At 73.3% G+C, this 22031-nt stretch carries 22 protein-coding genes; 19 read left to right on the forward strand and 3 right to left on the reverse strand.

Annotated features, from left to right (window positions below):
* The first annotated feature begins 76 nt into the window (after positions 1-76).
* The 6 genes from rbfA (at position 77) to FHU28_RS10390 (ending at position 4795) form a co-directional block, all read left to right on the forward strand.
* The gene (gene rbfA, locus FHU28_RS10365) at positions 77-571 is read left to right on the forward strand and encodes a 30S ribosome-binding factor RbfA (protein WP_184683189.1); all 495 of its coding nucleotides are present in this window, start codon (positions 77-79) and stop codon (positions 569-571) included.
* Complete coding sequence (locus FHU28_RS10370) at positions 568-1614, forward strand: DHH family phosphoesterase (RefSeq protein ID WP_184683191.1); 1047 nt, start codon at positions 568-570, stop codon at positions 1612-1614. Before rbfA ends, FHU28_RS10370 begins: the two co-directional genes overlap by 4 nt.
* Positions 1615-1750: 136 nt before the next feature.
* Positions 1751-2158, forward strand: coding sequence for a hypothetical protein (locus tag FHU28_RS10375; protein ID WP_184683193.1), 408 nt, complete (start codon positions 1751-1753; stop codon positions 2156-2158).
* The gene (locus tag FHU28_RS10380; RefSeq protein WP_184689406.1) at positions 2158-2367 is read left to right on the forward strand and encodes a DUF6186 family protein; all 210 of its coding nucleotides are present in this window, start codon (positions 2158-2160) and stop codon (positions 2365-2367) included. The genes FHU28_RS10375 and FHU28_RS10380 overlap by 1 nt, the downstream gene beginning before the upstream one ends.
* A gap of 548 nt (positions 2368-2915) precedes the next feature.
* Complete coding sequence (locus FHU28_RS10385; protein WP_311773561.1) at positions 2916-3425, forward strand: P-loop NTPase family protein; 510 nt, start codon at positions 2916-2918, stop codon at positions 3423-3425.
* A 47-nt stretch (positions 3426-3472) separates the two neighbouring features.
* A complete protein-coding gene (locus FHU28_RS10390; protein ID WP_184683195.1) occupies positions 3473-4795 on the forward strand; it encodes an MATE family efflux transporter in 1323 nt (440 codons plus the stop codon).
* Positions 4796-4801: 6 nt separating this feature from the next.
* On the opposite strand, the gene FHU28_RS10395 is transcribed toward FHU28_RS10390, so the two are convergent.
* Positions 4802-5797, reverse strand: coding sequence for a hypothetical protein (locus FHU28_RS10395; RefSeq protein WP_184683197.1), 996 nt, complete (start codon positions 5795-5797; stop codon positions 4802-4804).
* Positions 5798-5905: 108 nt separating this feature from the next.
* Between FHU28_RS10395 and truB the strand changes: the two genes are divergently transcribed.
* The 7 genes from truB (at position 5906) to FHU28_RS10430 (ending at position 13669) form a co-directional block, all read left to right on the forward strand.
* Entirely contained in the window at positions 5906-6790 is an 885-nt protein-coding gene (truB, locus tag FHU28_RS10400) for a tRNA pseudouridine(55) synthase TruB (RefSeq protein WP_184683199.1), read from the forward strand.
* Between the two features lie 31 nt (positions 6791-6821).
* Positions 6822-7748 (forward strand): bifunctional riboflavin kinase/FAD synthetase, encoded by a 927-nt coding sequence (locus tag FHU28_RS10405; protein ID WP_184683201.1) that lies wholly within the window; start codon positions 6822-6824, stop codon positions 7746-7748.
* A gap of 181 nt (positions 7749-7929) precedes the next feature.
* Positions 7930-8199, forward strand: a complete 270-nt coding sequence (rpsO, locus tag FHU28_RS10410) for a 30S ribosomal protein S15 (protein ID WP_184683203.1) — start codon at positions 7930-7932, stop codon at positions 8197-8199.
* A 220-nt stretch (positions 8200-8419) separates the two neighbouring features.
* Complete coding sequence (locus FHU28_RS10415) at positions 8420-10804, forward strand: polyribonucleotide nucleotidyltransferase (RefSeq protein WP_184683205.1); 2385 nt, start codon at positions 8420-8422, stop codon at positions 10802-10804.
* Positions 10805-10925: 121 nt separating this feature from the next.
* Complete coding sequence (locus FHU28_RS10420; RefSeq protein WP_184683207.1) at positions 10926-12299, forward strand: M16 family metallopeptidase; 1374 nt, start codon at positions 10926-10928, stop codon at positions 12297-12299.
* A gap of 54 nt (positions 12300-12353) precedes the next feature.
* Entirely contained in the window at positions 12354-13115 is a 762-nt protein-coding gene (gene dapB / locus FHU28_RS10425) for a 4-hydroxy-tetrahydrodipicolinate reductase (protein ID WP_184683209.1), read from the forward strand.
* 86 nt (positions 13116-13201) lie between these two features.
* Complete coding sequence (locus FHU28_RS10430) at positions 13202-13669, forward strand: GNAT family N-acetyltransferase (RefSeq protein WP_184683211.1); 468 nt, start codon at positions 13202-13204, stop codon at positions 13667-13669.
* A 196-nt stretch (positions 13670-13865) separates the two neighbouring features.
* On the opposite strand, the gene FHU28_RS10435 is transcribed toward FHU28_RS10430, so the two are convergent.
* Positions 13866-14459 carry a GNAT family N-acetyltransferase gene (locus FHU28_RS10435; RefSeq protein ID WP_184683213.1) on the reverse strand — a complete coding sequence of 198 codons (594 nt, stop codon included), beginning with the start codon at positions 14457-14459 and terminating at the stop codon, positions 13866-13868.
* Positions 14460-14494: 35 nt separating this feature from the next.
* Here FHU28_RS10435 and FHU28_RS10440 point away from each other — a divergent pair, with 35 nt between their 5' ends.
* A complete protein-coding gene (locus FHU28_RS10440) occupies positions 14495-15799 on the forward strand; it encodes a glycosyltransferase family 87 protein (RefSeq protein ID WP_184683215.1) in 1305 nt (434 codons plus the stop codon).
* Here FHU28_RS10440 and FHU28_RS10445 read toward each other — a convergent pair.
* Positions 15704-16249 carry a GNAT family N-acetyltransferase gene (locus FHU28_RS10445; protein ID WP_184683217.1) on the reverse strand — a complete coding sequence of 182 codons (546 nt, stop codon included), beginning with the start codon at positions 16247-16249 and terminating at the stop codon, positions 15704-15706. The two genes, FHU28_RS10440 and FHU28_RS10445, sit on opposite strands and share 96 nt — an antisense overlap.
* 97 nt (positions 16250-16346) lie before the next feature.
* On the opposite strand from FHU28_RS10445, the gene FHU28_RS10450 reads away from it, so the two are divergent.
* From FHU28_RS10450 to FHU28_RS10470, 5 genes are all read left to right on the forward strand, one after another.
* The gene (locus tag FHU28_RS10450) at positions 16347-17570 is read left to right on the forward strand and encodes a winged helix-turn-helix domain-containing protein (protein WP_184683218.1); all 1224 of its coding nucleotides are present in this window, start codon (positions 16347-16349) and stop codon (positions 17568-17570) included.
* On the forward strand, positions 17560-18249 hold the full coding sequence (locus FHU28_RS32265; protein WP_184683220.1) for a DUF2752 domain-containing protein: 690 nt from the start codon (positions 17560-17562) through the stop codon (positions 18247-18249). The genes FHU28_RS10450 and FHU28_RS32265 overlap by 11 nt, the downstream gene beginning before the upstream one ends.
* Before the next feature lie 237 nt (positions 18250-18486).
* Positions 18487-19224 (forward strand): FAD-dependent thymidylate synthase, encoded by a 738-nt coding sequence (gene thyX / locus FHU28_RS10460; RefSeq protein ID WP_184689410.1) that lies wholly within the window; start codon positions 18487-18489, stop codon positions 19222-19224.
* 52 nt (positions 19225-19276) lie between these two features.
* Complete coding sequence (gene dapA, locus FHU28_RS10465; RefSeq protein WP_184683222.1) at positions 19277-20203, forward strand: 4-hydroxy-tetrahydrodipicolinate synthase; 927 nt, start codon at positions 19277-19279, stop codon at positions 20201-20203.
* A 51-nt stretch (positions 20204-20254) separates the two neighbouring features.
* A complete protein-coding gene (locus FHU28_RS10470) occupies positions 20255-21943 on the forward strand; it encodes a ribonuclease J (protein ID WP_184683224.1) in 1689 nt (562 codons plus the stop codon).
* Positions 21944-22031: the final 88 nt, after the last annotated feature.

Consider the following 22031-nt stretch of genomic DNA (forward strand, 5'->3'; position numbering starts at 1 on the left):
CCGTCTCCGGCCGACGGCCCGGGTCGCACACGGATCCGGCGCCGTCATCGGTACAGGTGATCCCGGAGGTGGGGACATGACGGATCAGGCCAAGGTTCGCCGGCACGCGGAGCGCATCCGGGAACTGGTCGCGTCGGTGGTGCGGAGCCAGATCAAGGACCCCCGGCTCGGCATGATCACGATCACCGACGCCCGGATCACCGCGGACCTGCGCGACGCCACCGTCTTCTACACCGTGCTCGGCGACGCGGCGGCGCAGGCGAGCACCGCCGCCGCGCTGGAGAGCGCCAACGGCATGCTGCGCAGCACCGTCGGTAAGGCGCTCGGGCTGCGGCACTCGCCGACGCTGACGTTCGTCCTCGACGACGTGCAGGACCAGGTCAAGCACATCGACGACCTGCTGGCCGCCGCGCGTACCGCCGACGCCGAGGTGCAGCGGCTGGCCGCCCGGGCCTCGTACGCGGGCGACGCCCAGCCGTACCGGGTCGAGGAGGACGACGAGGACGCCGCGGACGGGTCGGCGGACGAGGAGCCGGCCGGCGACGAGCCGCGCGACGGCGACCGCCCGTGACCGAGGTCGCCGCCGTGGACGAAGCGCCGTCCGGTCCCGCCGACGACGACTGGGCGGCGGCCGTCGCGGCGGTACGCGACCTTCCCGCCGACGCGCGGGTGCTGCTGATCTGCCACGTGAACCCGGACGGGGACGCGCTGGGCAGCATGCTCGGCTTCGGGCTGGGTCTGCGCCGGCTCGGCGTACGCGATCTCCAGGCCACGTTCCCCGGCCCGGCCGAGGTGCCCGAGCCGTTCCGCTGGATGCCCGGCGTGGAGCTGCTGGTGCCGCAGGACGACGCGTACCTCGATCCCGACCTGGTGATCTGCTTCGACGCGGCGAGTAAGTCCCGGCTGGGTGACCTGGTCGACCGGCTGGACAAGGCGCGTGCGTCGCTGGTGCTGGACCACCACGCCTCGAACACGGGCTTCGGCCGGATCAACCTGGTCGACCCGCACGCCGCCGCCACCTCCGTGGTCGCGCTGGAACTGCTGGACCGGCTCGGCGTGACGCTGGACGCGGAGATGGCGACCGGGCTCTACGTCGCGCTGACCACCGACACCGGCTCGTTCCGCTTCGAGGCGACCACGCCGGCCGTGCACGAGATGGCCGCCCGCCTGGTGGCCACCGGCATCCGGCCCGGCGACATCTCGCGGCGGGTCTTCGACACCCGCCCGTTCGGCGCTGTCCGCCTCTTCGGCGAGGTGCTCGGCCGGGCCACGCTGGAACCGGCGGCCGCCGCCGGGCACGGGCTCGTCTGGACGTACGCCACTCACGACGACCTGGCCCGCCACGAGCAGCCGGCGTACGTGCTGGAGGCGCTCATCGACTCGGTCCGGTGCACCGAGGAGGCGGACGTGAGCTGCGTGATCAAGCAGTCGGGCGAGGCCGAGTGGGCGGTGTCGCTGCGCAGCAAGGGCGCTGTGGACGTGAGCGCGGTGGCGGTGGCACTGGGTGGTGGCGGGCACCGGTTCGCGGCCGGTTTCACCGGGCGGGGCGCGCTCGACGAGCTGGTCGGACGGATCCGCGCCGAACTCGCCACCGCGACGCTGATAGCCCCTTAGAAGGGGAATTGCGCCGAAATTTCCGCCGCGTCGAGGTGCGGCGACGATCAATGGTGTGAGCTGATCGGCGGCTTTTCCAGCGATTACGAGGCGTGCCAGCCTTTCCGCCGTACGTGACGCTGGGGACAATCGGGTGATGGATCATCCCCGTGAGCTCACCGTCGAGGCGCCCCGGGCCTGGGACCGGCCGGTCGTCTCCGTGCCGGTGCTGATCTGCCTGTCTCTGGTCGGCGGTCAACTTCCGTCCTTCTCGACCTCGGCCAACCTCTACATCCTCACCACCGGCGGTGGGTTGATCTGGGTCGGCCTGAGCAACCGGGTGCCCCGGCGTCCGGCGCCGCGCCGGCTGCCGTCGGTCGCGCTCTGGTGGCTGGTGCCGGTGACAGTCTTCGGGGTCTTCGAGGGGGCGACGTTCATGGCGGCGGCGGGTGACGACTTCCCCACCCTCTCCCGGCTGGCCGATCCGCTGCTGGAGGACAGCGTGATCCGCTCGGCGGCCTGGTTCGCGTGGCTGTCCACGTTCTGGGGACTGGTGCGCCGATGATGCGGGCACTGGCGATCGGCGGGTTCGGAGTCTCGATCGTGCTGTTCGCGGCGGTCGAGTGGGCGGCGCGCCGGGAGGGGTCGCGGATCCCGTCGCTGGCAGATGTCTGCGCCTTCGTGATGCGGTACGAGGTGGGCCCGGTGCCGGTCGGGCGGATCGGTCTGTTCGGTTTCTGGTGGTGGCTGGGCTGGCACTTCCTGGCCCGCTGACCGCCCCTGCCGGGCCGGGACGATGACGTTGATCTTTCCGCATTTCGGGAACTGTAGGCAGCATCTGGAAAGTGAACGTTAATTTGGGTGCGGGACCGGCGCTTCGCGGCGCTGGTCACGGGCGGTGGTGCCGCACCCGGCCTCGCCTCCCTCCAGGGTCAGACCGACCCGGGCTCCCGCTGCCAGGCGAGCCGCTCCGGTGATCCCGGACCGCTGCCGGGCGCTCAGCCGCCGACGACTCCCGTCGCGGCGCGATCAGTGGTCGCGCCGAGCCGGAGCGCCGGGCGCCCGTAGGGCCACCGTGTCCCGGTGGTCCGCACCCTGGAAGGACCTCAGATGCCCAGCAAGCGCAAGCCGCAGACCGAGACCACCACCGACGAGGCGCGCGAGCAGATGCGCCGCGCGCTGCAGACCTCGATGGACACCCGTCAGTGACGTACGCCGTCCGGCGGTGACGCCGGCCGGGCCCGAGGACCACACTCCGGCCCGACCCGACGTCACCGCCGCTCGGGGCACATCGCCGTCCCGCACGCCGCTACCGTCGTCCGGTGCGACGCATCCTCGTGGTCGGCAGCTCCGGCGCCGGCAAGAGCACGCTTGCCGGTGAACTGGCCCGGCGACTCGACCTTCCGCTGATTCACCTCGACCGCCACTACTGGCGCCCGGGCTGGACCGCCCCCGCCCCGGCAGACTTCCGCGCCGAGGTGGCCGCGCTCGCCGCCCGCCCGGCCTGGATCATGGACGGCAACTACGCGAGCACCCTCGATCTCCGGCTGCCCCGCGCCGACCTGCTGGTGCTCTGCGACACCTCCCGGCTGCGCTGCCTGGTCCGGATCGTCCGCCGCCGGTGGACACACCGCGCCGCGCCCCGCCCCGACCTGCCCGAGGGCTGCCCGGAGCGGCTCGATCTCGATTTCCTGCCGCACGTCTGGCGCTTCCCCCGCGACTCCCGGCCCCGGGTGCTGGCCGCGCTGGCCGAGCACGCCCCCGGGCTGCCGGTGCGGCGCCTGCGCGGGCGGCGTGACGCCGCCCGGCTCCTGGCTGACGTGGGTAAGTAGTCACGCTGCTTGCGGACCTTACGGAGCGCGTGCCAGGATCGGCGGCGATGAGCACGACTGCCGCTCCCGCCACCGCCGTCACACCCCGGCGGATCGCCGCGCTCGCGCTGCCCGCCCTGGTGGTGCTGGCCGCCGAGCCGCTCTACGTCCTGGTCGACACCGCGGTGGTCGGTCACCTCGGCCGGGTGCCGCTGGCCGCGCTCGCCGTCGGCGGCACCGTCATGACGCTGACCGCGTGGGTCGGCACCGTCGTCGCGTACGGCACCACCGGGCGCTCGGCCCGCCGCTTCGGGGCGGGGGACCGGGCCGCCGCGGTGGCCGAGGGCGTGCAGGCGTCCTGGCTCGCGCTGGCCACCGGAGTGCTGGTGGCGATCGCCATCGGGATCGGCGGGGGCGCGCTGGCGCGTACCCTCGTCGGCGGCCCGGGCGAGGTGGCCGACGCCGCCGCCGGATGGCTGCGGGTCGCGGCGCTCGGCGCGCCCGGCCTGCTGCTCGCCGCCGCCGGCAACGGCTGGCTGCGCGGCATCCAGGACACCCGCCGGCCGCTGCTGTTCGTGCTCGGTCCCAACCTGCTCTCGGCGGTGCTCTGCCCGCTGCTCGTCTATCCGGCCGGGCTCGGGCTGGTCGGCTCGGCGGTGGCGAACGCGGTGGCGCAGACGATCTCCGGCGTCCTGTTCGCGGGCGCGCTGGTGCGCGAGCGGGTCTCGCTGCGGCCCCGGCCCCGGGTGATCGGGCAGCAGCTCGTGCTCAGCCGCGACCTGCTGGTGCGTGGTGTCGCGTTCCAGGCCAGCTTCCTGTCCGCCACAGCCATCGCGGCCCGCTTCGGCGCCGCCGCGGTGGGCGCGCACCAGATCGCCCTGCAACTGTGGTTCTTCACGGTGCTGGTGCTCGACGCCCTGGCCATCGCCGCGCAGTCGCTCGTCGGCGCCGCGCTCGGCGCCGGCGACGCGGCCGGCGCGCGGTTCCTGGCCCGTCGCGTCGCGTTGCTCGGCGGGCTGTGCGGCGTGGCCTTCGCGGTGCTGATCGCCGCCGGGGCCGGCGTGGTGCCGGCGTGGTTCAGCTCCGATCCCCAGGTACGCGAGCAGGCCATGACCGCCTGGCCCTGGTTCGTCGCGCTCCAGCCGATCGGCGGCGTGGTGTTCGCGCTCGACGGGGTGCTGATCGGCGCGGGCGACGTGCGCTACCTGCGCAACCTCACCATCGTGTGCGCGTTCGGCGGGTTCCTGCCGGCGATCTGGCTGGCCTACGGGCTGGAACTCGGGCTGGGCGGGATCTGGGCCGGGCTGACCCTGTTCGTGGTGCTGCGGCTGGCCGGCCTGCTGCTGCGGATGCGCTCGGGCGCGTGGGCGGTGGTCGGCGCGGTCCGCTGACGCCGGTCAGCAGGTGTCCGGCAGGTCGACGGTCTTGTCCGGGTCGAAGACCGCGTCCGGGTCCGGGTCGGCCGGCCCGCCGAACGAGGGCTTGCCGAGCGCCAGCAGCCCCTTGTCCAGTGCGGCGCAGTCGATGTTGGAGGCGTACGAGTCGGCACGCTCGATCCACAGCCCGGCGGAGGCGGTGGTCACGTCGGCCGGGTGCGGCATGCTCCACTTCACCGTGTCGTGGACCACCACGACGCCGTCGCCCGGGGTGGGGCTGGTGGTGGGGAACGCGTACGCCCAGACGAAGTTCGTGGTCACCTCCAGGATGCGGATGCCGTCCCGGTCCTTCGTCGCCCGGTAGCTGATCCGGCCCTTGACCCGGGGCTGGTCGTCGGTGAGCCGGGCGCCGGGAGCGAGCCGGGTCGCGTAGGTGCCCGCCTCGCCGGTGGGGAAGTCGTCGCGCACGCCGGCCCGCGCGTCCGGGGCGAACTGGCGGACCAGCCGCTCCGGGTCCTTCGCGGTGAAGAACGTGCGGTCCAGCCGGGCGGTGATCAGCGCCTTGCGTACCTTGGCCAGCGTGGCGGCCACCTGCTTCTCGGTGAACGCGCCGGTCCGCTTGGCCCGGGGCAGCGCGATCCCGGCCGCGCCCTCCGGGAACCCGGCCGCCGGGGTGCCGTCGAACGGGCCGGCGGCCGGTGGCGGCGAGGCCGACGAGGACGCCTGCTCGCCGACCGGCAGGCTGACCGTGGGGTGTTCGGCGGCCGGCTCGCGCCAGCGCTGGAGGCCCTGGTAGCCGAGGCCCCCGACGAGCCCGAAGAACGCGAGCAGCGCCAGCACGACCACGCCGCCGAGCAGCTTGCCGGAGTGCCCGCCGAGCGCGATCCGCAGGCGGTCGCCGCGGCCCGGCTCGACCTCGGGCGCGGGCTGGCGCAGCCACTCGGGCACCCGTCCCAGCGTGTCCTCCGACTGGTGACCGGTGGAGTGGGGATCGGGCGCGGCACGGTGATCGGTCATCGGACTTCCCGGGCAGACGGGGCGGGGGCGCACGATCTTGACACCCCGCCGAAGCGGGGCGGTATCCCCCGCAGGGAGGATCGGCGCCGTCTGGCAGGCTTGGCGGTCGTGAGCACAGACGGTCTGATCGTGGTCGACAAGCCCGGCGGCATGACGTCGCACGACGTCGTGGCCCGCATCCGGCGGCTGGCCCGTACCCGCCGCGTCGGTCACGGCGGCACGCTCGATCCGATGGCCACCGGCGTCCTCGTGATCGGGGTGGGCCGGGCGACCCGGCTGCTCACGTACGTGATCGGCGCCGGCAAGAGCTACGCCGCGACGATCCGCCTGGGGCAGGCCACCGTCACCGACGACGCCGAGGGCGAGGTGGTCGCCACCACCCCGGCCGGTGCGGTCACCGACGACGGGGTACGCGCCGCGCTGGCCGCCCTCACCGGCGAGATCGACCAGGTGCCGAGCGCGGTCAGCGCTATCAAGATCAACGGTCAGCGGGCGTACAAGCGGGTCCGCGACGGCGAGACGGTCGAGCTGCCCGCCCGCCGGGTCACCGTCTCCCGGCTGGACGTGCGGGACATCCGCCGGGACGCCCCGGACGTGGTGGACGTGGACGTGGACGTGACCTGCTCGTCCGGGACGTACATCCGGGCGCTGGCTCGCGACGCGGGGGCCGCGCTGGGCGTCGGCGGTCACCTCACCGCGTTGCGCCGCACCGCCGTCGGCGGGTTCACGCTCGCCGAGGCGGCCACGCTCGACCAGTTGGAGCAGCGCGCGCCGGACGTGGTGAACCTGCCGCTGGACGCCGCCGCCGCGCGGTTCTTCCCGCGCCGGGACGCCACCGCCGACGAGACCCGGGTGCTCTCCCACGGCGGGCCGCTGGCCCCGGCCGGGATCACCGGGCCGTACGCGGTCTTCGACCCGGCGGGCGGGCTGATCGCTATCGTCAGCGAGCGGGACGGGCGGGCCCGCGCGGAGATCGTGCTGGCCCCGGCCTGAACGGCGCGCGGGCGGACAGGGGAGGAACGGCATGCAGCGGTGGCGGGGGTACGAGGCGGCGCCCGGCGGCTGGGGACGCTCGGTCGTCACCATCGGCGTCTTCGACGGCGTGCACCGGGGGCACCAGGCCACCATCGGGCACACCGTGGCGCGCGCCCGGGAACTGGGCGTCAAGTCGGTGGTGGTGACGTTCGACCCGCACCCGGCCGAGGTGGTGCGCCCGGGCTCGCACCCGGCGGTGCTCACCGAGCCGGCGCGCAAGGCCGAGCTGATCGAGGCGCTCGGCGTGGACGTGCTCTGCGTGGTGCCGTTCACAGTCGAGTTCTCCCGGCTGCCACCCGAGGCGTTCGTGCACGACGTCCTGGTCGAGCACCTGCACGCCGCGCTCGTGGTGGTCGGCGACAACTTCCGGTTCGGGCACCGGGCGGCCGGGGACGTGCCGCTGCTGGAACGGCTCGGCCGCACCTTCGGCTTCGCGGTGGAGGGCGCGCCACTCGTCGCCGAGTCGGGGACGGTCTTCTCCTCCACGTACATCAGGTCCTGCGTCGACGCGGGCGACGTGGGCGCGGCGGCGGCGGCGCTCGGCCGCCCGCACCGGGTCGAGGGCGTGGTGGTCCGCGGCGACCAGCGCGGACGTGAGCTGGGTTACCCCACCGCCAACCTGCTGACCCACAGGTACGCGGCGGTGCCCGCCGACGGGGTGTACGCGGCCCGCCTGGTGCGCCGCGACGGCGAGCCGCTCGCGGCGGCGGTGTCGATCGGCACGAACCCGACGTTCTCCGGCCGGGAACGGCGGGTGGAGGCGTACGCGCTGGACTTCACCGGCGACCTGTACGGCGAGCGGCTGGCCCTGGACTTCGTGGCGCACCTGCGCGAGCAGCGGACGTACGACGCGATCGAGCCGCTGGTGGCCCAGATGGCCGAGGACGTGGAGCGCACCCGCCGGGCGGTGTCCTGACCCGCGTGGGCGACCTTGACCGGCCGTCCGGACCGAGGGCTGGTAGGCTGACGGAGACGTCGGCTGACCGACGGGGGCCTCGCGTGCCTGCACGACGCCGCGGGTGCGAGGAACCGGTCCGTTGCACCGGTCACCACGACCGCTCCGGACCTCATCGAATGACCCACGAAACAGGGAGAACATGGCGCTCGACCAGGAAGCCAAGGCCAAGATCCGCCAGGAGTACGCGACCGCCGAGGGCGACACCGGCTCGCCCGAGGTGCAGGTCGCGGTCCTGACCAAGCGGATCGCGGAGCTCACCGAGCACCTGAAGGTGCACAAGCACGACCACCACAGCCGCCGTGGGCTGCTGCTGCTGGTCGGCCGGCGCCGCCGGCTGCTCAACTACGTCCAGAAGAAGGACATCAGCCGCTACCGGTCGCTCATCGAGCGGCTCGGCCTGCGCCGATGACCTGACGGGGGAGTGGCCGCCTGGCTGCTCCCCCGTTGCAGTACCACCGAAGAACCCGGCCGCGCGACACCCGAAGAGGGAGCCGGTCAGCACCGGTCTCCGGTAGTGGCCCCCGGGAACCCCGGCACGACGCCGGCTTCCCCGGGCGCTTCGATCGAAGACCGGCCGCCTGAGCAGTTCCCGTGTCGTCGGCCGACGACGCGAAGGAGCACCACAGCACATGACCGAGACCAAACTCGGCACCGAATCCCGTACCGCCGTGATCGACAACGGGGCCTTCGGCACCCGGGAGATCACCTTCTCCACCGGCCGGCTGGCCCGCCAGGCCGCCGGTTCCGTCGTCGCCCAACTCGGCGAGACGGTCGTCCTCTCCGCGACCACGGCCGGCAAGCAGCCGCGCGAGTCGTTCGACTTCTTCCCGCTGACAGTGGACGTCGAGGAGCGGATGTACGCCGCGGGCCGGATCCCCGGCTCGTTCTTCCGCCGCGAGGGCCGGCCCAGCGAGGACGCCATCCTCACCTGCCGGCTCATCGACCGGCCGCTGCGCCCGTCGTTCGTCAAGGGCCTGCGCAACGAGGTCCAGGTCGTCGAGACCATCCTCGCGCTCGACCCGCAGCACCCGTACGACGTGGTGGCCATCAACGCCGCCTCGATGTCGACCAAGCTCTCCGGCCTGCCGTTCTCCGGCCCGATCGGGGCGACCCGGGTCGCGCACGTCGACGGCCAGTGGGTCGCCTTCCCGACCCTGGAGGAACTGGCCCGGGCCACCTTCGACATGGTCGTGGCCGGCCGCACCCTGCCCGACGGCGAGGTGGCCATCATGATGGTCGAGGCCGAGGCCACCCCGAACGCCGTGGCCCTGATCTCGGGCGGCGCCACCGCGCCGACCGAGGAGATCGTGGCCAGCGGCCTGGAGGCCGCCAAGCCGGCCATCCGTGAGCTGTGCCGGGCGCAGAGCGAGCTGGCCGAGGTGGCCGCCAAGCCGGTCGCCGAGTTCCCGGTCTTCCTGGACTACTCCGACGACGCGTACGACGCGGTGGCCGACGTGGCCCGCGCCGAAGTCGCCGAGGCGCTGAAGATCGCCGGCAAGGCCGACCGCGAGGAGGCCCTGGACCGCATCAAGGCCAAGGTCGCCGAGCAGCTGACCGGTCGGTTCGAGGGCCGCGAGAAGGAGCTGTCCGCCGCGTTCCGTTCGCTGACCAAGTCCGAGGTCCGCAACCGGGTGCTGCGCGAGCAGGTCCGCATCGACGGCCGCGGCCCGCGTGACATCCGTCCGCTGTCCGCCGAGGTCGGCGTGCTGCCGCGGGTGCACGGCTCGGCGCTGTTCGAGCGCGGCGAGACCCAGATCCTGGGTGTCACCACGCTGAACATGCTGCGCATGGAGCAGATGGTGGACACGCTGTCCCCGGAGAACCGCAAGCGCTACATGCACAACTACAACTTCCCGCCGTACTCGACCGGTGAGACCGGCCGGGTCGGCTCGCCGAAGCGGCGCGAGATCGGCCACGGCGCGCTCGCCGAGCGGGCGCTGATCCCGGTGCTGCCCGCGCGCGAGGAGTTCCCCTACGCCATCCGGCAGGTCTCCGAGGCGCTCAGCTCCAACGGCTCCACCTCGATGGGTTCGGTCTGCGCCTCGACGCTGGGCCTGCTCTCGGCCGGTGTTCCGCTGAAGGCGCCGGTCGCCGGCATCGCCATGGGCCTCATCTCCGACGAGGTCGACGGCAAGACCCAGTACGTGACGCTGACCGACATCCTCGGCGCCGAGGACGCGTTCGGCGACATGGACTTCAAGGTCGCCGGCACCCGGGACTTCGTCACCGCGCTCCAGCTCGACACCAAGCTGGACGGCATCCCGTCGGACGTGCTGGCCGCCGCGCTCCAGCAGGCGCACGAGGCCCGGCAGACCATCCTCGACGTGATGCAGCGGGCCATCGAGGCGCCGGCCGAGATGTCGGACTACGCGCCGCGGGTCACCACTGTGAAGATCCCGGTCGACAAGATCGGCATGGTGATCGGCCCGAAGGGCCAGACCATCAACGCGATCCAGGACGAGACCGGCGCCGAGATCTCCATCGAGGACGACGGCACGATCTACGTCGGCGCGACCAACGGGCCGTCGGCCCAGGCCGCTGTGGACCGGATCAACGGGATCGCCAACCCGACGCTGCCCAAGGTCGGCGAGCGGTTCCTCGGCACCGTGGTGAAGACCGCCGCGTTCGGCGCCTTCATCTCGCTGCTGCCCGGCCGCGACGGCCTGCTGCACATCTCCAAGGTGGGCGACGGCAAGCGGGTCGAGAAGGTCGAGGACTTCCTCAACGTCGGCGACAAGGTCGAGGTGGAGATCGCGGACATCGACGCCCGCGGCAAGATCTACCTGGACAAGATCCGTCCGGAGGGCGCCGAGGCGCCGGCCGCCGGTGAGGCCGCCGGTGGCGACCGTCCGTCGGGCGGCCGGGACCGCGGCGGCGACCGCGGCCCGCGTGACCGGGGTGACCGGGGTGACCGGGAGCGTGGCGAGCGCCGTTCCGAGGGTGGCGAGAGCCGCTCCGAGGGTGGCGAGGGCGGCGGCGACTCCCGTCCGCGTCGCCGGACCCGGCACAGCTGATCCACCGACCGGCCCGGGTGACGTCCGCGTCACCCGGGCCGGCCCACGGCTCCAGGTCGCCTGTGCGAACTGGAGCCGTCGTACGTCCCGCCGTTCCTCGTCATCCGGAGAGCAGGTTCTCGTGAGTTCGTCAGTCGCCTCCACGGGACGGGGGACGGCGCCGACCGGACCCGGCGCAGCGGCCCGCGCGGTCACCCGGACGCTCAGCGACGACCCGCTCGGCGGCACCGTCCGCCGTACCGTGCTGCCCAGCGGGCTGCGGGTGCTCACCGAGGCGATCCCGGCGATGCGCAGCGTGTCGTTCGGCATCTGGGTGGCGGTCGGCTCGCGCGACGAGACCGGCCCGCAGGCCGGCGCCGCGCACTTCCTCGAGCACCTGCTGTTCAAGGGCACCAACAAGCGCAGCGCGCTGGAGATCTCGTCCCAGATCGAGGCGGTGGGCGGCGAGACCAACGCGTTCACCACGAAGGAATACACCTGCTACTACGCGCGGGTGCTGGACGAGGACCTGCCGCTGGCCATCGACGTGATGTGCGACCTGGTCGCCGACTCGGTGCTGACCCCCGCCGACGTGGAGACCGAGCGCGGCGTCATCCTCGAAGAGATCGCCATGCACGACGACGAGCCCGGCGACGAGGTGCACGACCTGTTCGCCCGCGCCGTCTACGGCGACCACCCGCTGGGCCGGCTCATCTCCGGCACCGAGGAGACGGTCACGCCGATGACCCGGCGGCAGATCCAGGGCTTCTACCGCCGCCGCTACACCGCGCCGCAGATCGTGATCGCCGCCGCCGGCAACCTCGACCACGCGACTGTGGTCAAGCTGGTCCGGCAGGCGCTGCGCGGCACCCCGCTGGACACCGACCCGGCGGGGCCGGCGACGCACCGCCCGGCCACCCCGGCGGTACGCACCAAGCCGGCCACCACGCTGGTCGAGCCGAAGGAGACCGAGCAGGCGCACGTCGTCCTCGGCTGCCCGGCCATCGACCGCACCGACGAGCGGCGCTTCGCCCTCGGCGTACTGAACAACGTGCTCGGCGGCGGCATGTCCAGCCGGCTGTTCCAGGAGATCCGGGAGCAGCGCGGCCTCGCGTACTCGGTCTACTCCTACGCCAGCCAGTACGCCGACAGTGGCGTGTTCGCCGTCTACGCCGGTTGCGCTCCGGGCAAGGTGGACGAGGTGCTGCACCTGACCCGCGCCGAGCTGGCGCGGGTGGCCGCCGAGGGGATCACCGAGGCGGAACTGGCCCGGGGCAAGGGGATGAGCAAGGGCTCGTTCGTGCTCGGGCTGGAGGACACCGGCTCGCGGATGAGCCGGCTGGCCAAGGGCGAGCTGCTCTACGGCAACCTGATGCCGGTGGACGACCTGCTGGCCCGGGTGGACGCGGTGACTCTGGCGGACGTGAACACGCTCGCCGCCGAGCTGCTCGGCCGGCCGATGTCCCTCGCCGTGGTCGGCCCGTTCGACTCCGGCAGTTTCACGGTCACGGGCTGAGCGCCGTACCGGTCCGCCGGACCGCGTGCCGGGCGCTGGGATAGGTTGTGGCCCGTGACTGAGCAGCAGAACACGGTGGCCCGGGTCGGTGTGCTGGGTGCCCGGGGCCGGATGGGCATGGAGGTCTGCAAGGCGGTCGACTCCGCCGCCGACCTGGAGCTGGTGGCGGCCGTCGACCAGGGTGACGACCTGGCCACTGTGGCGCAGGCGGGCGCCGAGGTGGTCGTCGACTTCACCGCCCCCGACGCGGTCATGGACAACCTGCGCTGGTGCGTCGAGAACGGCGTGCACGCGGTGGTCGGCACCAGCGGCTTCACCGAGCAGCGGCTCGCCCAGGTGCGCGAGTGGCTGTCCGGGCGGCCCGGCGTGGGCGTGGTGATCGCCCCGAACTTCGGCATCGGCGCGGTGCTGATGATGCAGTTCGCCGCGCGCGCGGCCCGGCACTTCGAATCGGTGGAGATCATCGAGCAGCACCACCCGCGCAAGCTGGACGCGCCGAGCGGCACCGCCACCCACACCGCCCGGCTGATCGCCGCGGCCCGCGCCGACGCCGGGCTGGGGCCCGTGCCGGACGCGACCCGCGACGAGGTGGCCGGCGCCCGCGGCGCCGACCTCGACGGGGTACGCGTGCACGCGGTACGCGCCACCGGCCTGGTCGCCCACCAGGAGGTGCTGTTCGGCACCACGGGTGAGACGCTGACCATCCGGCACGACTCGTACGACCGGGTGTCGTTCATGCCCGGCGTGCTGCTCGCGGTCCGCGAGGTGGGCCGCCGGCCCGGTCTGACCGTCGGTCTGGACGCCCTGCTCGACTGACCCGTGGCGGGCGCGGCGCTGTCGTGCCCGGGCCCGCTGCGAAAACCTTTTTGCCTGGTCGGCGGCGGCGACCTAGGCTGCTCCCCATGATCGATTCCGGGCATTCCGACCGCACCGGCCGCCGGCTGACGCTGCGGCCGGTGGACGACGACAACTGGCGGGCCGTCGCGGACGTCGCGCCGCGTGACGGCCAGCGCGCCTTCGTGGCCGCGCTGGCCGCCCGCTACCTGCTGCTCACCGAGCGCTCGGACGTCTGGAACTCGCTGGCCGTCTACGCCGACGAGAAGGTCGTCGGGCACGTCATGTGGGGCGTGGACGACGACGGGTCGCGCTGGATCGGCGGCATGGTGATCGACGCCGCAGAGCAGGGCCGGGGCCTGGGCCGCGCCACGGTACGGACGCTCGCCGACTGGCTCGCCGAGGCGGGCGAGCCGATCCGCCTGAGCTACCACCCTGACAACAAGCCCGCCGCCGCCCTCTACACCGCACTGGGCTTCCACCCCACCGGCGCCATGGAGGACGACGAGCTGGTAGCCGAACTCCGCCCAGCCTGACCGCCCACCCGCCCTCTACGCCCTCCGCGGCTCCCCGGCGATCATGAGGTTGGCGGCAGTGGGGAAGATCGAAAAGGCCGTCAACCTCATGATCAGCTTGGCCCGAGGTGGGTGGGCGGGGCGGGGTGGCGGTCCCGCCCCGTGCCGTGACCGCCACCCCACCCACGACAGGGTGGACCGTCGGCCGGGCGGGAACTCATCGGTCGGCTGAAGGATTTTCCTCGGCGGATTCCGGGACTGCCACGTGGAAGCGGAGTTGGGGGACGAGCATGTCGTCCACGTCCAGCGCGCGGGTCGCGCCGTCCGCCTCCCAGCCGGTCGAGCCGAGGAAGTTGCGGGTCGCCGCGTCGGCGTCGAACGCCCACGCCACCGCCCGGGTCAGGCCGTCGGCGCGCCAGTGCTCGACCGCCGCGGCGAGCAGCCGGCTGCCGTGCCCGCGCCGCCCCCACCGGGGCTCCACCAGCAGGTCGGTCACCGCCGCGACGCCCGGCGCGAGCGCCTCGGTCGGCTCGCCGGGAGCGAGCGCCTCGGCGTCGGCCGGACCGGAGGCGATGAACCCCACCAGATAGGATTGCGCCGCCTGTTCGACGGCGACCAGCACCCGGTGCGCGCCCGAGGGCGGCTCCTGCACCGCAGCGCTCCACCGCCGGGCGAGGTACGCCTCGTCCAGGTTGTCGAGCACGTGCCGGGGCAGGATCCGGCGGTACGCGACCCGCCAGGTCGCGAGCTGGACGCGTGCGATCTCGCCGGCGTCCTCGGGACGCGCGGGCCGGACGTAGCCTGCAGCCATGGCACGTGAGCCTACGCAGGGCGAGGAGGGTGACGGTGGCGCAGGGTGCCGGGCGCACGATCACGCAGGCCGTCGCCGTGGTGGCGCTCGCCGCGGCGGTCACCGTGTTCCTGTCCGTGGCGGCTGTGCGGCACGGCTTCTTCGACCTCCAGGTCTACTACGGCGCGCTCACCTACTGGGCGCGTGACGGCGGCGAGATCTACGACTTCCTGCGGTCCGGCACCCAGTACGGCTTCACCTACCCGCCGTTCGCCGCGCTGGTGATGCTGCCCATGGCGTACCTGCCGTGGAGCGCCGCGATCGTGGTGAGCGTGACGCTGACGGTGCTGGCGAGCGCCGTGGTGATCTGGCGGCTGCTGGACCCGGTCGCCCGCCGCTCCGGCTGGACCCGCTGGTTCGCCCTCGCCGTCGCGCTCTGCCTGGCCGCCGCGTACGAGCCGATGCGGGAGACGGTCAACTTCGGCCAGGTCAACATGCTGCTGCTGTTCCTGGTGGCGGTGGACCTGCTGTGGCTGCTGCCGGCGCGCAGCCGCTGGGCGGGTGTGGGCATCGGCCTGGCCACCGCGATCAAGCTGACGCCCGGCATCTTCATCGTCTACCTGCTGGTCACCGGCCGCTGGCGGGCCGCTCTGACCACTGTCGGCACGGCCGCCGTCGCCACGCTCGTGGCCGCCGGCCTCTTCCCGGACGCCTCCCGCGAGTTCTGGACCGAGGCGCTGTGGAACACCGACCGGGTCGGCGAGCTGGCGTTCGTCTCCAACCAGTCGCTGCGCGGCGTGGTGGCCCGGCTCGACCCGCAGCACCCGAGCACGATCGCCTGGCTGCTGCTCGTACTCGTGACGCTGGTGGTCTGGGGGTGGCGGTCGCGGGCGGCGGTGGCCGCCGGCGACGAGGCCACCGGCCTGGCCCTGACCGGCGCCGTGATGTGCCTGGTCAGCCCGGTCACCTGGGTGCACCACCTGGTGTGGCTGCTGCCCGGGCTGATCCTGCTCGTGGACAACGGCATGGCGGCGCCCGCCCGCAGCCGGCGACGCCGTCTGCTGCTGGCCGCCGCGTTGATCGGGTACGCGCTGCTGTGCAGCCGGATCGTCTGGTCCTGGGAGAAGGACTTCACCGGCGTGGACGGCTTCCTCGGCAGCAACACGTACGTGTGGATCAGCCTGGCGCTGCTGCTCGGGCTGCCGATCCGCCGCTGGCTCACGCCGACGGGTGGCGCGCGTCCCGGCGGTGACGTGCCGGCCGGGTCAGCTTCCGGTGGTGTACCGCAGCTCGCGGAGCAGGATCGGGGCGCGTCCGCCGGACAGCGGCACCGGATAGGTGGACTCCTCACCGTCCGGTGAGTGCCCGGCCCGCTCGTAGAAGCGGCGCGCCCGGGCGTTGTCGGCGAGCACCCAGAGCCGATACCCGGTCCAGCCCCGCTCGGCCAGGCCGTCGCGGGCCGCGGCGAGCAGCGTCCGCGCGACGCCGGAGCCCCAGTGCGCGGGCTCCAGGTAGATCGCCACCAGCTCGCCGTGGGCCGGGTCGAGGTCGTCGCGGTCCTGGTTGTTCCGGTACGGCCCGAACGTGGTGAAGCCGACGATCGTCCCGCCGGTCTCGGCGACGAGTGTGGTGAACGGGTGCTCCGGGTCAGCGGTGCCAAGGTCGCGGCGGCGCTGCGCCCAGGCGCGCGGGTTCAGCCGGGTCAGCACCTCCGCGGGCATGATCCCGGCGTAACCGGCCTGCCAGCCGTGGACGTGCACCCGGGCGATCGCCTCGGCGTCGTCCGGTTCCTCCCGGCGAATGGTGAGCACCTGTCCGTTCTATGCCCCGGCGGGCGATCGGTCCAGCCGCCGCTCCCGCCCGGCGCGTCCGGCATTGTGTCGGACCGCTGGATTAGGGTCGCCGACGATGGCCGAATCGCTCTCCCTCGCCCAGGCCCGCCGGGTGGCCCTGGCCGCACAGGGCTTCGCCGACCCGGCGCCCACCGGCGTGCCCACCCGGCGGCATCTGCGCCGGGTGCTCGACCGGGTCGGGCTGATCCAGATGGACTCGGTGAACGTGCTCCAGCGGGCGCACTACCTGCCGCTCTACAGCCGGCTCGGCCCCTACCCGACCGCGCTGCTGGACACCGCCGCCTACCGCCGCCCGCGTGAGCTGTTCGAATACTGGGCGCACGAGGCGTCGCTGGTGCCGGTCGGGCTGCACCCGATGCTGCGCTGGCGGATGGCGAAGGCCCGCGACGAGGCGTGGGGCGGCATGCGCCAGATCGCCGAGGAGCAGCCCGGGCTGCTCGCCTGGGTCCGCGACGAGGTGGCCGCCCGGGGCCCGCTGACCGCCGCCGAGATCGAGCACGACGCGCCTCGCGAGACCGGCAACTGGGGCTGGAACTGGTCCGTCGTGAAGCGGGCGCTGGAGTTCATGTTCTGGGCCGGCGAGGTCGCCGCCGCCGACCGCACCAACTCGTTCGCCCGCCGCTACGACCTGCCCGAGCGGGTGCTCCCGCCCGCCGTGCTGGACGCGCCCACCCCGACCGACGCCGAGGCGTACCGGACTCTCGTCTCGATCGCGGCCCGGTCGCTCGGCGTCGCGGCCGAGCCGGAGCTGCGCGACTACTTCCGGCTGCCGGTGGCCGGGGCGCGGCAGGCGGTGGCCGAGCTGGTCGAGGCGGGCGAGCTGACCCCGGTCACGGTGCAGGGCTGGCGGCATCCCGCCTATCTGCACGCCGACGCCCGGATGCCCCGCTGGGTACGCGGGAACACGCTGGTCAGCCCGTTCGACCCGCTGGTCTGGGAGCGGGCGCGCACGGAGCGGCTGTTCGGCTTCACCTACCGGATCGAGATCTACGTGCCGGCGCCGAAGCGGTTGTACGGCTACTACGTGCTGCCGTTCCGCCAGGGCGAGCGTTTCACCGCCCGCGTCGACCTCAAGGCGGACCGGAAGGCCGGCGTGCTGCTGGTGCCGGCCGCCTGGGTCGAGCCGGGCGCCGACCCGGGGGAGACCGCGGTGGCGCTCGCCGCCGAGCTGTACCGGCTGGCCGGCTGGCTCGGCCTGGACGCGGTCGCCCCGCCGGCGGCGGGCGATCTGGCGGCGCCGCTGGCCGCCGCGCTGGTGGGCGTGGCGGGTGTACGGTGAGCGCGTGACGAGCGTTGACCGGCCTGCCACCGAGCCCGACCCGCACGCCGACCCGCACCCGTCGGCGCCCTCGCTCGCGCATGCCGGGGCACACGCCCACGCCGGGCCGCCTTCGGGCGCCGGGCCGCACGCCCACACTGAGCCGCATGTCCACGCCGGGCCGCACGCTCCGGCCGGCGCGCCCGACGGGCCGTGGCAGGGGCCCTACCCGGTCGCGTACCAGCCGGTCGAGACCGACCGGTTCACCCGCATGGTCCTGCGCCTGCACGCCCGCGCCCCGCGCTGGGCGGTGCCGCTGGCCGCGCTCGGCTGCGTCGTCCTCGGCCTGGCGTACGCGCTGATCAGCAACCCGACCCAGAGCGACCCGGACGCCCGCCCGACCTGCCTGCTCAAGCTCACCACCGGGCTCGACTGCCCGGGCTGCGGCGGCACCCGTGCGCTCTGGTACGTGCTGCACGGTGACCTGCCGGCCGCCGCCCGGCACCACTTCCTGTTCGTGTTCGCGCTGCCGTTCCTGACCTGGCTCTTCGTGGCCTGGGCCGGCAACCGGGCGTTCGGCTGGAAGCTGCCGGAGCCGCGGTTCAGCCCCAAGGCCATCGGGTTGTTCCTGGCCGCCTGGGGGGTCTTCTCGGTGGCCCGCAACCTGCCCTGGGCCCCCTTCACCTCGCTCTACGTCTAGCCTCCCGCCGGACGCGGCTGGTCGCGTACCGCACCGGCGGCTTCACCGACGCTGTCGCACCACTCCCGCTAGTCAGGATCGATGTCCCGCAAGGCGGGACGAGAGGAGATCTTGGAAGCGTAGCGCCCCTATAGGGGCCTTCTCCTACCAAGATCTCCAGATCTGGAGCGGCGGCGCTGCCGCGTGCCCGATTTCCGCGCCGGGCGCGGGCCAACTACAGTCGCAGGAATGCCGGAGATGGTGCAGCCCCAGGTCAAGTTGATCGCGTGGACCCAGTTCCAGGCGCCGGACGAGGTGCCCTGGTCCACCGACGCCGACGGCGGGCAGGCGCTCGCCGAGTTCGCCGGCCGGGCCTGCTACCAGAGCTGGAAGAAGCCGAACCCGGCGACCGCCACCAACGCGGGTTACCTGGCGCACATCCTGGAGGTCGGCCACCTGAGCGTGCTGGAGCACGGCTCGGTGAGCTTCTACTTCAGCGGCGTGTCGCGCTCGTTCACGCACGAGCTGATCCGGCACCGGCACTTCTCCTACTCGCAGCTCTCCCAGCGGTACGTGCCGGAGCGGGACGCGGCGATGGTCGAGCCGTCGGTGATCGCCGACGACCCGGAGCTGCACAAGAAGTTCGTCGAGGCCACCGACGCGGCGGTGCGGGCGTACACCGAGTTGCTGGAGGGGCTGGAGGCCCGCTTCACCGACGAGCCCAACCCGACGCTGCGCCGCAAGCAGGCGCGCCAGGCGGCGCGGGCGGTGCTGCCGAACGCGACCGAGACCCGGATCGTGGTGACCGGCAACTACCGGGCGTGGCGGCACTTCGTCAAGATGCGCGCCACCGAGCACGCCGACGTGGAGATCCGCGAGCTGGCGGTGGAGTGCCTGCGGCAGCTCAAGGGTGTCGCGCCGAACGTCTTCGCCGATTTCGTGATCTCCACCCTGGCCGACGGCACCGAGGTGGCGGCCTCCCCGTACGCCGAGTGACTCGTCACCCTTCGCCGCCGGGCCACCGGTGGTCGTCCGCTAGGTTGTGAACATGACGCACGACCACTCCACCGACCCGGGCCAGGGCGCGTCGCGCCCGTTCGGGCGAGTGATGACGGCCATGGTGACCCCGTTCACGCCGGACGGCGGGCTGGACCTGGACGGCGCCGTCCGGCTGGCCGAATACCTCGTGGACGAGCAGAGCAACGACGCGCTGGTCCTCAACGGCACCACCGGCGAGTCCCCGACCACCACCGACGCGGAGAAGGAGTCGCTGATCCGCGCCGTGGTCGAGGCGGTCGGCGACCGGGCCCGGATCGTCGCCGGGGTGGGCACCAACGACACCCGGCACACCGTCGAGCTGGCCACGCAGGCCGAGAAGGCCGGCGCGCACGGCCTGCTGGTGGTGACGCCGTACTACAACAAGCCGCCGCAGGCCGGGCTGCTGCGTCACTTCACCACCGTCGCGGACGCCACCGGCCTGCCGGTCATGCTCTACGACATCCCGCACCGCTCCGGTGTGGCGATCGCCACCGAGACGCTTGTGAAGCTGGCCGAGCACGGCCGGATCGTCGCCGTCAAGGACGCCAAGGGCGACCTGTTCGCCACCGCGGAGGTGCTCAGCCGCACCGACCTGGCCTACTACAGCGGCGAGGACGCGCTGACGCTGCCGATGCTGTCGGTCGGCGCGGTCGGCGTGGTCGGCACCTCCACCCACTTCACCGGCGCGCTGACCAAGCAGATGATCGACGCGTTCGTGGCGGGCGACAACGCCGGCGCGCTCGCGCTGCACCGGCAACTGCTGCCGCTCTACACCGGCATCTTCCGCACCCAGGGCACGATCCTGGTCAAGGCGGGTCTCGCGGCCCAGGGCCGCCCGGCCGGCCCGGTGCGACCGCCGCTGGTGGACGCCACCGGCGACGAACTGGCCCAGCTGCGCGCCGACTGCGCCGCAGCGGGCCTGCCCCTGCCCGAATGAACAAACGACACGACGGACGCCGCGCGACGGCGTCGCAGAATGAGGTGACGCGTGACCGAGGCGCACATCGAGGGTGAGCTGCCCCCGCCACTGCCCGAGGGCGGCCTGCGGATCATCCCGCTCGGCGGACTCGGCGCCATCGGCCGGAACATGACCGTCTTCGAGTACGACGGCAAGCTGCTCATCGTCGACTGCGGGGTGCTGTTCCCCGATGTCGAGCAGCCGGGCGTGGACCTGATCCTGCCCGACTTCGCCCCGATCCTGGACCGGCTGGCCGACGTGCAGGCGATCGTGCTCACGCACGGCCACGAGGACCACATCGGCGCGGTGCCGTACCTGCTCGCCCACAAGCCGGACATCCCGCTCGTCGGCTCCCAGTTCACGCTCGCGCTCGTCGAGGCGAAGCTGGCCGAGCGGCGGATCCAGCCGTACACGCTGACCGTGCGGGAGGGCGGCCGGGAACGGCTGGGCCCGTTCGAGTGCGAGTTCTTCGCGGTGAACCACTCGATCCCGGACGCGCTGGCGGTGGCCATCCGTACGCCGGCCGGCCTGGTGCTGCACACCGGCGACTTCAAGATGGACCAGCTTCCGCTGGACGGGCGGATCACCGACCTGGCCGGGTTCGCCCGGCTCGGCGCCGAGGGCGTCGACCTGCTGCTGTCGGACTCGACGAACGCGGAGATTCCCGGCTTCGTCACGCCGGAGCGGGAGATCGGCCCGGTCCTGGACTCGATCTTCGCGAAGGCCAAGGGGCGGATCATCGTCGCCTCGTTCGCCTCGCACGTGCACCGGGTGCAGCAGGTCTTCGACTCGGCGGCGGAGCACGGCCGCAAGGTGGCGCTGATCGGCCGGTCCATGGTCCGCAACATGGGCATCGCCCGCGACCTGGGCCTGCTCAACATCCCGGCCGGCCTGGTGGTCGGCATCGAGGAGGCCACCAACCTGCCGCCCGAGCAGATCGTGCTGATGTCCACCGGTTCACAGGGCGAGCCGATGAGCGCGCTGGGCCGGATGGCCAGCGGCGACCACCGGCACATCACCATCGCGCCGGGCGACACGGTGGTGCTGGCGTCCTCGCTGGTGCCCGGCAACGAGACGTCGGTCTACCGGGTGATCAACCGGCTGGCCCGCGCCGGCGCCGTGGTGGTGCACAAGGACGTGGCGAAGGTGCACGTCTCCGGCCACGCCCCGGCCGGCGAGCTGCTCTACCTGCTCAACGTCGTACGCCCGAGCAACCTGATGCCGGTGCACGGCGAGTGGCGGCACCTGCGGGCGCACGCCCGGCTCGGCATCGAGTCCGGCGTCGCGCCGGACCGGGTCGTGCTCTGCGAGGACGGCGACGTGGTCGACCTGGTCGAGGGCCGCGCCAGCGTGGTCGGGCGGGTCAAGAGCCGGTACGTCTACGTCGACGGTCTCGCCGTCGGCGACGTCAGCGAGTCGCTGCTCACCGAGCGCCGGATCCTCGGCGACGGCGGTTTCATCGCCGCGACGGTCGTTGTCGACTCGGTCACCGGCAAGGTGGTCGCCGGGCCGACCGTCTCGGCGAAGGGCTTCTCCGAGGACCAGGCCGCGTTCAACGCGGTGATCCCGCTGGTCACCGAGGCGCTGAACCGGGCCGCCGCGGACGGCATCACCGACCCGCACCAGCTCCAGCAGATCGTCCGCCGCACCGTGGGACGCTGGGTCAACGACGCCTACCGCCGGCGGCCGATGATCGTCCCGACCGTCGTCGAGGTCTGACCCGACCGCGCCGCGCGCCGGTCCACCGTCCACGGTGGACCGGCGCCGTCGCTTTTCGGGTACGTCCCGACACGCCGCGTCGAAACCC

This window comes from Micromonospora echinospora, from assembly GCF_014203425.1.
Lineage (GTDB): Bacteria > Actinomycetota > Actinomycetes > Mycobacteriales > Micromonosporaceae > Micromonospora > Micromonospora echinospora_A.